This window comes from Roseomonas sp. CAU 1739, assembly GCF_039839775.1.
GTDB lineage: Bacteria > Pseudomonadota > Alphaproteobacteria > Acetobacterales > Acetobacteraceae > Neoroseomonas.
The window spans coordinates 1-11,578 of the sequence record NZ_JBDOQQ010000013.1; the positions used below are offsets into that span (position 1 = coordinate 1).

Below are 11,578 nucleotides of genomic sequence, written 5' to 3' on the forward strand. Positions count from 1 at the left end.
CCCTGCCTCACCCTCGGCGGCGAAGCGGGCGCGCCATTTGCGCACCGTCTTGGCGGTCACGCCCACCGCCGCCGCAACGGCCGCCACTGATTGACCCTCCGAAAGCCGCCGCACTATCAGCATTCGACCATGCGGCGTCGTTCGGGCATTCTTATGGCTGTCCATCCGGGGCTCCGAGTTGCTGGGTGTCGGCCTCGCAACCACAGCCAACCAACTCAGCCCCGGAGGGACAACCTCCATAGCAATGACATCTAGTCCTGGCACTGGTGCCGCGGGCGGGCGTGGAACATCGCTGCCTGGTGCCCTTAACCAGCTTCAGCGACCCCGAGCCGCAGCCTGATGGCAAGAAGCCGCCGGCATGATTCGCCTTGTCGAAGGATCGACCCCTCGCCTTCTTCGCCGGCGTCTGGACGCCGCAGTGGAAGTCCGTGCGCAAGGTGAAGGAGGGCGAGGTGACGGCCGACTTGTTCGCCTTCCTGACCTGCGAGCCGAATGACGAAGTCGCCGTGCTTCACCCCAAGGCAATGCCGGTGATCCTGACGGAGGAGCATGAGCGCGAGACATGGATGACCGCGCCGTGGGAGGAGGCGAAGGCGCTGCAGTGGAGCGGCCCCCAATTCGACCGGACAGGCGGCATAGCCCGGAGGGCCTAGGTTCAAGCCTAGGCGCACGCCTATGTCGAAGCCCATTGAGCGCGTCGAGATCATCACCGGCATCCACCGCCGCCGGCGCTACACTGCCGAGGAAAAGGTCCGGCTGGTCGAACAGTCAATGCAGCCCGGCATGACGGTCTCCGCCGTCGCCCGGCTGCACGGCGTCTCGTCCAGCCTGCTGTTCCAATGGAGGCGGCGCATGGCCGAGGGTGGGCAGGAGGCGGTCAGGGCCGACGAGGAGGTCGTGCCCATCAGCCGCGTCCGGGAACTCGAGAACCGCGTCCGCGAACTCGAACGCATGCTCGGCCGCAAGACCATGGAGACCGAGATCCTGCGCGAGGCCCTCGAGCAGGCACGCCCAAAAAAACACGCGTGGCGCTTGCCCTCGCCGCCACCGGCAGGTTCCCGGTGAAAGCCGTGGCCGACACGATCGGCGTCGCCAGGTCCAACCTGATCGACCACCTCCACCAGCCTGAGCGGCCGCGGCGTGGCCCCTATCGCCGCGCCGAGGATGATGCTGTGCTGGCCGAGATCCGCGTCATCACCGACGCGCGCCCAACCTACGGCTATCGCCGCGTCACGGCGCTGCTCAACCGTGCGAGGCGCAGCTCGGGCGAGCCGCCGCTCAATCACAAGCGTGTCTTTCGCCTCATGCGCCACGCTTCATTGCTGCTGCAGCCCCACACCGGCCGGCGCGCCATCCGCGCACACGAGGGCACCGTCATCGCCGCGGCTTCCAACCAGCGCTGGTCCTCGGATGGCTTCGAGATCCCCTGCTGGAACGGCGAGGTCGTCCGCGTCGCCTTCGCCATCGACACCCACGACCGCGAGGTCATGGCCTGGGTCGCCACCTCCGGCGGCGGCATCAGTGGCGAGATGATCCGCGACATGATGCTCGACTGCGTCGAGCGCAGGTTCGATGCCCTGCGCACCCCGCATCCCGTGCAGTGGCTCGCCGACAACGGTTCCGCCTACACCGCCGGCGAGACCACCGACTTCGCCGTCGCGCTGAACCTCGTCGCCTGCTTCAAGCCGGTCCGCAGCCCCGAGAGCAACGGCGTCTGCGAGGCCTTCGTGAAAACCTTCAAGCGCGACTACGTCCGTGTGAACCCAAGGCCCGACGCCATTTCCGTCCTGCAGCGCCTGGCCGAATGGTTCGAGGACTACAACACCATCCACCCTCACAGCGGCTTGCGCATGCGATCGCCCCGTGAGTTCATCGCTGCGCAGTCAGCAACCCACGCCGCTTGTCCGGTTTGATGGGGGCAACTCCATGCAGCGACCTCTGCCGGATGGCTCGCTGACGATTGTAGCGCGGGGCGAGAAGAGGGATGGCTGACCTGGACGCGCAACCGGCCCCCGGCGCCGCCTCCCGACGAAACCGAGGCACAGATGCTTTTCTTGCGATCTCTAGACTCAAGCGTTATCAATAGGTTGGAGAATTTTCTTCATCGCACAGCTTCGATTAGAGCAAATTTTGGTATTTTGATAGTATTTTAAGACTTTATGTGGCTATTTTTTAGATGCATAAAGTTCGTAGCAAGGTCTTGTGCCCCCGGCTTTGCTAAAGGTGGCCGCCGCACTTAGTGACCTGAGTGCGGCGGCGCCTCCGGCTGACACGCTTCGTCGCGGAAGCGGAAAGGCGCTGTCACCCCAAGAACACGCCAGTCTGGATGCCCGCGAACAAGGCCACGGTCAGAGCTTGGACCGGCCGCTGCTGAATTCGCTCGACAGTCCGAATGGCGCATACCGCTGCCGCGTAAACGGCACTCTTCGTAGCATCCGCTGCTGCCTACGCGGCGCCCTGCGCACGTTCGGATACGCCGTCGATCTGGTCGGTGTTGCCGCTCATGGTCGTTCGCTCGTGGAGACACAGCAGCGCCCGAAGAGCCGCGCCGTTTGAGCCCGGCGCGAGAATGTCCGAGTTCGCGGCGGCGCGGAAAGGGTTGCGGGGCGCCGACTACGACATCCTAGAGCAGTGGTCGGAAACCAACGCAGCTTCCGGCCCAAACACAACGGCCGCAGATCCGGGGGCGGCCCGCGTCTGCATCGGCACCGTAGGTCGGCGGTAGTGATGGGCGGGTTGGTGCGAGGGACCGCGTTTCGGGGCAACTTGCCCCAGGCTTGCCCCCGGGTCTTTCGATGGTAGCGGCGGGCGGACTTGAACCGCCGACCCCGGCATTATGAGTTTCGTGCTCCGCGAGGCACCAACTGGCCCTGCTGGGACATTATACCAGTAATAACAAGCTATTAAATGTTCCCATGGGTTCCTATCGTCTCTGGTGATTTCACAGCGTCGCGGCTATTTTGGGACCCGGTTGGGACCCGGAAATTGTCGGGTCCCACACGGGGCCGACCATGACACCGACCAAGAAGCCGCTGACCGACGCCTATCTCCGCAGCCTCAAGCCGCCCGCGGAGGGCGACCTCCTGGTCCGCGATCCGGGCCACGCCGGGCTGGAACTGCGCATCCGTTCGGGCGGCGCCGCCACCTGGGCCATCCGCGCCAGGAAGCCCGACGGGGAGCGCGTGAGGGTCACCTTGGGCCGGTATCCCACCATCGGGCTGGCAGCCGCCCGCAAGGCCGCCACGGTCGCGCTGGCGGCCGTCCAGGGCGGCCGGAACCCGGTGGAGGAGAAGCGGCAGGCAACGGCAGCCAGGGAGGCCGCAGCGGCCGAGCCGACTGTGCAGGATTGCGTCGAGGCATGGCTGGCCGCCCGCGCCCCCACATGGCGCCCAAGCACCTACGAGACAGCCGAAGGGCACATGCGCCGCCTGGTGCTGCCGAAACTCGGCAAGCGAACCTTGCGTGGCACCATGCGCGCCGACTGGGTGGGGCTGGTGGAGGAGAAGCGGCGCACGCATCCTGGCGGCGCCGCGACCGCCTACAGGTGGATCCAGTCCTTCCTGAACGACGCGGAGGCATCGGGCTGGATCGACGCGCCGCTGCTGCCGAGGAAGGGCGCGCAGCGCATCGCGCCCCAGGGCGCGGCCCGCGAGCGCGCGCTCTCCGACGACGAGTTGCGCGACGTCTGGCGGGCCGCAGGCAAGCTGTCCGCGAAGCCGCGCGCCTTCGTCCGGTTGCTCATTCTCACCGCCGCGCGCAGGGAAGAAGTGGCGGGCATCCAGGCCGAGGAGATCGACTTGTCGGCCGCGACATGGATGATCCCCGCCGCCAGGTCGAAGAACGGCACAGCGCTGACCGTGCCCCTGTCGAACCTCGCCATGGCCGAGATCCATGCCGTGCTGCGCGAGGACGCGACCGGCCATCTGCTGGGACGCCACGCCTCGGGCAGCATGTCGGGCTTCTCCAAGATCAAGGCGCAGCTCAACCAGCTCCTGCCCGCCGACATGGCAGCCTGGCGGCTGCATGACCTGCGCCGCACGGCGCGCACCGGCATGGGCCGCCTGGGCGTGGCCGACACCGCCGCCGAGGCAGCGCTGAACCACCTCTCGGGCCGTAGCGCCCTGGTGCGCACCTATGACCGGCACGACTACGCCGCCGAGGCCACCCAAGCCCTGACGACGTGGCAGGGGCACGTCACGGGGCTGGCGGGTGCAGGCGCCGAGGTGGTGCCACTGCCGAAGCGGGTGTGAAGGGGCGCTCGTCGCATTAAGATTTCGTTAGAATAGGTGTGTGGCTGACCCTTTTTTGTATCGTTTGATCAAACCTAGTGTCGTTCAACACCATTTCCTTCCTTCCCGCCTGTAATGCGAAAGTAAATCGTAGTGGACGGTAGACATTCTGGTTGAATAGTTCGTGGTCCCCACCCCTGGAGGACCACAGTGAAATCCCCAGCAACCACCACCTCCCACGACGCGAAGCGGGCGCGCGCGCCGCGCCGCCCACGCGGGGATGTTCCCGCGCCGAACGTCATGCTCCTGAACGGCAGGGAGGTGGCGGCGATGCTCGGCGTAGGCGCCAGCACGGTCTGGCGCCTGACGCAGGGCGGGCAGTTGCCAAAGCCCATCTATCCCACGCGCCGCGCCCCCAGGTGGCACCGGGCCGAGATCGAAGCGGCGATCTCGAAGATGTCTCGCGATCCGGCGAAAGCCCCGCTCACGCAGGAGTGGGATGGCAGCCGCCTGCGCGCGGCCAGCGTGGATCCGATGTCATGAGCGGCGTCCTGGCGCCTGCCGCGCGCGTGGGCGTGCAGGTCGTGCGGGGCCAGCAGACGTGAACAGGCAGCAGCGCCGCGCCGCCGCAGCTGACGCCCGCCGCACCGCCACCATCCGGCTACCAGACGGCACGACCTTCTCAGTGCCGCGCGCGCCGGGCGACAAGGATGAGGCATGGCTGAAGGGTGACCGGGCGTGGTTCGTGGAACATCCGCGCCGCCGCTTCCGCGTGCGCGATGCCGCGCCCGACGAGTTCAGCCCCAGCACGCCGCCCGCTCTCCTGCGCGACATGGCAGACGTCCGCGCAGCGGGGAGGCGTGTGGTGATCGTGGTCGAGCAGATCCGGCCGGGCGTGCGTTCGCGTCGCCCCTTCCTCCTCGGCCCGCTTATCGAGATCGAGGGTCTGACCGAGGCGGGTATCCTGCGCCTCTTCCCTGACGTCGCCGACCCGCCAGAGTTGGTGCGCCGTGTGCGCGAATGCTTGGAGCGCGACGCGCCCACCTAGCCATGAACGAGAAAAGGCCGCCCGCCGACAGGCGGCCCCACGCAGCCGAGCAGCCCAATTCAAACGCCCTCAAGGGAGCGTCCCGTGGACAATACCACGCCGCCCGGTGCTCCGGGTCCGGTTATCGGGTTTGACCCCCGCCTGCGGCCCTTCCGCGCCAACGGCGACGGCAACCTCACCGTCATCCGCGCCATCAGCCCCGGCTTCGTCGGCAAAACCTACAGCCGTGACAAGGCGGGCGAGGAGCGGAAGGAGGCGGTCGCCACGATCTTCGAAGGCATCGGCTTTCCGCTCACTGTGCCCGACGCGGCGGCGATGCAGAGCCTGCTGGAGGTGCTGACCAAGGCAGGCGATCTCGCCGTGTGCAGCGGGCACTTCAACGACACCGACGGCCAGCCTTTCCGCATCGCGACCGCGAAGGGTTTGGCGAAGGAGCTGAAGGTCCAGCTCAGGGACGTGCCGGCCGGGGTGCAGGTGATCAACGGCGAGCGCGTCGCGGCGCGGCTGAAGCACGACCCCAGGGAGGAGCGACGGGCGCGCGGCATCGAGGCGACCGAGCCGCTGCTGCTCGATGCGGACAACCCGGAAGGTATCCCCGAGGCGTGGGCCGTGCTCGACCTCCCGGCGCGTCTCGCGATGCTGGAGAAGATCGTGCCGGGCATCTCGGCATGCGAGCGCGTCGAGCTGCGCGGATCGACATCGCGCGTCGTGCGGACAGGCGGTGCGCCCGGCCCGCGCACGCATGCCTGGATCCGCGTCAGCGACCCCGACATGGTCGAGACGCTGCGCGAGGGCGTGCGCGTGCGGATGGTGAACGCAAACCTTTCCTTCCTCTCGCCGCGCCGGTCCAGAGAGACGGGTGGGATCATCGGCCACGAGCCTCGCACAGTGCTTGACCTCGCAACATGGCAGCACGGGCGCCTCGCCTTCTGCTCCCGGCCCGACGTGCGGATCGACGGCTGCAAGGTAGCCGATGCGGACGTCACCATCGTGAACGAGGGCGCCGGGCCGCTTGACATCTCCGGTGTTTCGCTGCCCGGCCAGGATGAAATGGACGAGTACAAGCGGCGCACCGGGCACGACATCAGCTACAGCCCGGGCGGCGGGCGCCTCCGCGTCGCGGTGTCGGGCGCCCTGACGCCGGATACGATCATCGAGCATCGCGGCCGGGAAAAGACGGCGCGCGAGTGGCTCTCGGAGATGAAGGAAGGGGACAAGCTGCGCTGCGAGGCGCCGTTCCGCGCCTCCAGCAGCGAGGCTGCCTTCCTTCTCAAGCTCACAGGCGAGCGCGCCTTCGTCTACGACGCCGGCACCGGCATCTCGTACTTCATGGGCACCCCGGCCGAGTTCGATTTCGCGGACCTCCCCGCCGAGCCGGGCGAGGATGCGGAACCGCATCCGGCGCCCGGCGATGGTGACGACGGAGAGGATGCCGCGGCGGAGGAGGAGGAGGAGGAGGACGAAGGTGTACCCGACGGGCTGCTCGACGGGCTGCGCGCGTATCCCGTTGTCGCGGCGCTGCTCGACTATTGCGACGCGCATCAGCGCGAACCCGCACCGGCCTTGCTAATCGGCACTGTCATCTCGGTACTGAGCGCGGCGGCCGGGCGTGGCTGGCGCCTCGACTACGCCGACCAGGGCCGCCTGAACCTGGTGGTGCTGGGTGTCGCGAGCAGCGGGCGAGGCAAGGACGCATCGTCCCGTGCCGCCGCGAAGGTCGTCGACGTTATGGCGCGGGACATGCTTCTCCGCGGCGCCGCCGGCAGCACAGCCGGGCTGCTAGACCTTCTCAGCGCGCCGCAGACCGGCGGCGAGCTGTTCTGGCTGCACACGGAAGCTGGCGAGGTGTTGCGCGGCATGTGCGGCGACCGGCGCGTCGGTCAGCACATGCAAAACTTGGGCGAAACCGTGCTCGATCTCTTCACATCGGCGACGAGCTTTTTTCAGGAACGCCCGCTCGCGCGCGACCGGCGCGCGCGGGGGCCAGCCCCGCTACCGCGGCGGATCCGGGAGCCATATCTGGCCGCGCTGTGGATGACGACACCTGAAGGCTACGACATGGCGCTGGATGGAACGGCCGCTGCCCAGACGGGCCGCGGCACCACCAACAGGCTGCTGGTGTTCCGCGAACACGGCGACGCAGATCCGGCCCTGCGTCGCCGGGGTTGGCGCGCGCCGGGCGCGCCGCCGGACGCCGTAATTCTATGGGCGCATGTCGTGCGCGCAGCGGGTCAGGACGAAGGGCTGCGCGTGATTGGCATCGAGCGAGGCGTGATGGAGGCCCTCGACGACGCAGTGCTGGTCAAGGAGCTGCGTGCACGCATCGCCCGGCTGCCCGAGCGGCGCCAGCGCATCGCCCGCGACGTGGCGGGACGAGCAGAGGAATTGACGCTGAAGGTGGCCGGGTTGTTGGCGCTGGCCCGCGTCGACCCGGTGCCTGTCATGGCCCGGGTGGAGCACAGCGAGGAAGGGATGGGGTTGGTCGAGCCCCGCCATGTCGTCGCCGCCGGGGTCGAGGCACCAGTCGTGACGGTGGTCGACTTCGCGCTGGCATGGCGGCTGGTGCGCTGGTGCATCGCAAGCGCGACCGGACTGGTCGTCGATGCCCACGAGAACCCCGACCGCATGCGCAGCGGCCCCGAGAAGTGCATGCGGCAGGCCGAGCGTATTCTGGTCGAGCAGCGGCAGCGTGACAGGAACAGGCAGGTGGCGGCGCGCGGATGGATGTCCCGCCGTGACCTCATGCGGCGCGGCGGCGGCACCATGCGGGAATGGACCGAGGCCCTGGGCACTTTGCTGGAGGCGGGCACCATCGAGGAGGGCCGGGTGCCGGTGCGCGGCAAGGCCGTTTCCCGCTACCGCCTGGCCCGCGGCGACGGCTGAGCGGCGTGTGGCCGGGCAGTGCGGCTTTGGCGCCGATCTCGGCGTCGGAAAAGCTCGACGCTATTCGACGCCGAGATCGACGGCCAGATCTGACGCAAAGCCTTACAAAGTATAGAGGAGAAGGGGGGGGGGAATGAGTGTCAGTGAGATTTCCACCCCCTGCCACCGTGCGGCCTGACAGGATCATTTCCCGGTGGTGTCATGTGTGTGTGTGTATGACCTCCCGCCGACGTCCGACGCCCTGGCCTTAAACCCGCAGGAAACTGCGATTTTGGCCGTCAAGTGGGCGTCGATCCGGTCCTCCGCGACAGCCGTCGCCACCGGCGGCCAAAACGGGCCGAAGCCGTGCGTAGGCGTCCACGGATGCCCATCCGGGGGCTGGAGGGCCTGTTCGCCGAGATCGAAGTTCGAGCGGCTTGTGCCCAAGCAGGTGGGGCGAAAAGGCGACTATCGCCATAACACTATCGATCCCCCCGAGCGCGATGGTTGTCGACGAAGTGGTCGGCGTGGTGGTCAGAGAAATGTGGTAATATGTTACCGCGACCTTTCCAGCTGCCGGAGCCGCTATGCCCCGTTACGACCCGCGCATGGACGCCGTGGCCGAAGGCCTTTTCCGCGGGCTGCCGGCCGAACACGCCGTAGTGCAGGCGGGGTACGCGACGACCACAGGCCGCCACAAAGGATCAGAAATCGCCAAGCGCCCGTACATCCAATTTCGCCTCAAGGAACTGCGCGGCGAGACGGTGCTGCCACCGCCATCCGCCACCAAGATTGTCCCGGCGTTCCGCCCCAAGCTGCGCCAGACCAGTATCTCGGCCCCGCTGTCGTCCACCGCGCGCCGAGCCGATGACATCCCCGTATCCCCCGCTGCACAGGACATCGCGCACGCTATCGAACTGGAACAGCCGACGACCTGCGTCCCGGCCATAGACTTCGGCATGGCCAGCCAGGCGGAGCTGCGGGCATGGTCGCTTGCGGTGCTTGGGGCGATCAGCCTCCAGGGCCTCGCCACAAACGACAGACGGGCGACCATCGCCGCCGTAGCTGAAGTCGGGCGCATCGCAGGATTAGCCACGCAGCGCGTCGAACTGGTGCAGCAAACATTCCTCGACAGGCTCCCCCGGCGCGAGTTGCAGCAACTGCGCGTTCATCTGCTCGTCCAGGCGCGCGAGCATGAGCAGGATGGGCGCCGCCTATCGTCCCTTAGCGCTGAGGATGCGCGGCTCGTCGGACTTGATCTGACCGACGCGGACATCGGTTCGGATGGCTTTGTCGTGCTCGCCTCCATGCGTGGCGCCGATGGGCGGCCTGAGTACCGCCTGCTGGCTGATGCCGACGACGATGCGGCCATCGTCGCCACCGCCGAAGCGCATGCCGACATCGGCCCCAAGACGCAGGAAGGATCGGCATGTACCGAAAATCCCCTCGACTGACGCGGCCTCAACCCGACATCGAACGCCTTCGCATCGAGGCGGTGACCGCGCCGCGCGACTACCCGTCACGGCTGCTGACCTTGCAGCATCTCGTCGGTCCAGGGCACGCCATCGAGCAGGCGGCGGCCGGGATGATGCGCCGCCTGGGCCGCGGCGACCGCCCGCTGCGGCAGGCGGCGCGGCTGCTCGCCTGCGTCGGCTTCACCGCTGACGGCAGGCTGCACGGCGAGCCACATCTGCGCCGCCTGATGGCGCAGTGGCTGTCGTATCAGACTGACAATCCGTTGGCCTGACCATGATCCGTTGCAGTTGGGCCGCAGGACCGCGCCGCCGGACCCGTTGCTGCGAGGCGCCGGGCAGCGCCGGGCCGTGTCTGCGCCGAACACGCCACACGCGGGCTCGCCGTACGACGTGCCGAGGCAGGGCTCGACGGCGACGCCGTCGGCTTCGACCTTTGTCCTGCGTCAGAACGGCCGCGCCCGCAGGCGGCGAGACGCCTCCGCCTGCACCTCGCGGAGCAGGGCCAGCGGCAGAAGGCGCTCGCGCGGAAGCGGGCCGAGGCGCTTCGGCCGATCCTGCTCGACCTGATCGGCGGCGGCGTCACCCTGGGCGGCATCGCCCCGCGCCCTGGCTGATCGCGGTGTTCCCACGGCGCACGGCGGGCGGTGGAACGGGCATCAGGTGCAGCGCTCGCTGCTGCGTCTCGGCCTTGATCTCAAAGCGGTGCCCATCGCGGCGGCTGAGCGGGTGCTGGCCGCATAGGGCCTTGAGCACAACAGTGAAGGTCGCTACACAGTTGTGTATGGACATCGCGCCGCGCCCAGCCGTCGCCTATATCCGCGTCTCGACCGAGCGTCAGGGCCGTTCCGGCCTTGGCCTCGACGCGCAGCGCGACGCCATCCAACGCTTCGCCGCGGCCGAAGGCTTCGAGGTCGCGGCGACCTTCACCGAAGTCGAAACCGGCAAGGGCCAGGATGCGCTGGAGCGCCGCCCCCGCCTACGCGCCGCCCTGGCGGCGGCCAGGAAGGCGAAGGCGCCCGTGCTGGTGGCGAAGCTCGACCGTCTCAGCCGCAACGTCGCGTTCATCTCGAACCTGATGACGCAACGCGTCCCGTTCATCGTCGCCACGCTGGGCGCCGACGCCGATCCGTTCATGTTGCACCTCTACGCTGCGCTGGCGGAGAAAGAGCGGGAGATGATCAGTGAGCGGACCCGCGACGCCCTCGCCCGGAAGAAGGCCGAAGGAATGCGTCTGGGCAACCTCGCGACGTTGCCGGAGGCCGCGGCGAAGGGGCGCGAGACGCAGCGGTTGGCGGCCGACCGGCACGCGGCGGAGGTCGTGCTGCCGCACGTCGAGGCGATCCGGCGATCTGGTGTCACCACGCTGGCGGGCGTAGTGGAAGAACTAACCCGGCGCGGTGTAACAACCGCACGGGGCGGCGCGTGGCACGTCACCACCCTGCGCCGCTCTCTCGTCCGAGTTCCCCTTGGCTAGTCATCACCCGGGCGACCAGCGGTCGCCATATCTGCTGGGGCCTCACAGAGGTCGCTTTCCCAGGCCGGGGCTATCCAGCAGCCAACCGCCGAACCTCCGTGCAGCGCCACACGAGGGGCGGCGTGCGGCATCCTGGCGCGTGGCTGCGTTTCTCGGAACGACCGCCGTCACCGACCCGCCCCGCGCTGCCCCCCCCCGTGCCCCCTCGACCCCAGGCAGGTGGAGCGGCCGGGGGTGTACCCCCTGCAACACCCCCCATCCCCATGTGTCTTCATGCCTGTCGCCGCCTGCAATTTTTGGCGGTGCGTTGTCGCGTGCCTACCGGGCCGTGGCCGACGTTCACGCCGCGGGGCGTCTACTGTGTGAGGCGCAATCGCCGATGTTTCACGGGATAGGATCTTCAGTAAAGGACGCCCAGCCCATCCTCGCCGAAATGCTGACGGCAAAGCTGCTACCGTCGGAAGTCTACATCTCGCCAAAGCCGGCGAAA

9 protein-coding genes and 1 pseudogene are annotated in these 11,578 nt (G+C 68.2%); 9 read left to right on the forward strand and 1 reads right to left on the reverse strand.

The window, feature by feature from the left end; genetic code table 11:
• Positions 1-240: helix-turn-helix domain-containing protein (locus tag AAFN86_RS29605; protein WP_408906614.1), on the reverse strand; the 240-nt coding region annotated here is incomplete at its 3' end.
• Between the two features lie 41 nt (positions 241-281).
• On the opposite strand from AAFN86_RS29605, the pseudogene AAFN86_RS19515 reads away from it, so the two are divergent.
• The 9 genes and pseudogenes from AAFN86_RS19515 to AAFN86_RS19555 form a co-directional block, all read left to right on the forward strand.
• Positions 282-653, forward strand: a pseudogene (locus AAFN86_RS19515) (SOS response-associated peptidase family protein); the annotation flags it as partial.
• Positions 654-675: 22 nt separating this feature from the next.
• Positions 676-1,913, forward strand: a protein-coding gene (locus tag AAFN86_RS19520; RefSeq protein ID WP_347545222.1) for an IS3 family transposase whose coding sequence is annotated in 2 segments (ribosomal slippage) — positions 676-1,012 and positions 1,012-1,913 — 1,239 coding nt in all. Because the reading frame shifts where the segments join, the coding sequence is not laid out codon by codon here.
• A gap of 1,098 nt (positions 1,914-3,011) precedes the next feature.
• Positions 3,012-4,250, forward strand: a complete 1,239-nt coding sequence (locus AAFN86_RS19525) for an integrase arm-type DNA-binding domain-containing protein (RefSeq protein WP_347545223.1) — start codon at positions 3,012-3,014, stop codon at positions 4,248-4,250.
• A 279-nt stretch (positions 4,251-4,529) separates the two neighbouring features.
• Complete coding sequence (locus tag AAFN86_RS19530; protein WP_347545224.1) at positions 4,530-4,772, forward strand: helix-turn-helix domain-containing protein; 243 nt, start codon at positions 4,530-4,532, stop codon at positions 4,770-4,772.
• A gap of 58 nt (positions 4,773-4,830) precedes the next feature.
• Positions 4,831-5,277: a hypothetical protein gene (locus tag AAFN86_RS19535; RefSeq protein ID WP_347545225.1), complete on the forward strand. Its 447-nt coding sequence runs from the start codon at positions 4,831-4,833 to the stop codon at positions 5,275-5,277.
• An 84-nt stretch (positions 5,278-5,361) separates the two neighbouring features.
• A complete protein-coding gene (locus AAFN86_RS19540) occupies positions 5,362-8,160 on the forward strand; it encodes a hypothetical protein (protein WP_347545226.1) in 2,799 nt (932 codons plus the stop codon).
• A 587-nt stretch (positions 8,161-8,747) separates the two neighbouring features.
• Positions 8,748-9,593: a hypothetical protein gene (locus AAFN86_RS19545; RefSeq protein WP_347545227.1), complete on the forward strand. Its 846-nt coding sequence runs from the start codon at positions 8,748-8,750 to the stop codon at positions 9,591-9,593.
• A complete protein-coding gene (locus tag AAFN86_RS19550; RefSeq protein WP_347545228.1) occupies positions 9,569-9,886 on the forward strand; it encodes a hypothetical protein in 318 nt (105 codons plus the stop codon). Before AAFN86_RS19545 ends, AAFN86_RS19550 begins: the two co-directional genes overlap by 25 nt.
• Positions 9,887-10,395: 509 nt before the next feature.
• Positions 10,396-11,088 (forward strand): recombinase family protein, encoded by a 693-nt coding sequence (locus AAFN86_RS19555; protein ID WP_347545229.1) that lies wholly within the window; start codon positions 10,396-10,398, stop codon positions 11,086-11,088.
• The last annotated feature ends 490 nt before the right edge of the window (positions 11,089-11,578 follow it).

Bases quoted from the DNA above. Each gene is read 5' to 3' on its own strand.
- AAFN86_RS19550 (WP_347545228.1), top strand. From the start codon at position 9,569: ATGTACCGAAAATCCCCTCGACTGACGCGGCCTCAACCCGACATCGAA.
- AAFN86_RS19530 (WP_347545224.1), top strand. From the start codon at position 4,530: ATGCTCCTGAACGGCAGGGAGGTGGCGGCGATGCTCGGCGTAGGCGCC.
- AAFN86_RS19555 (WP_347545229.1), top strand. From the start codon at position 10,396: ATGGACATCGCGCCGCGCCCAGCCGTCGCCTATATCCGCGTCTCGACC.
- AAFN86_RS19545 (WP_347545227.1), top strand. From the start codon at position 8,748: ATGGACGCCGTGGCCGAAGGCCTTTTCCGCGGGCTGCCGGCCGAACAC.
- AAFN86_RS19525 (WP_347545223.1), top strand. From the start codon at position 3,012: ATGACACCGACCAAGAAGCCGCTGACCGACGCCTATCTCCGCAGCCTC.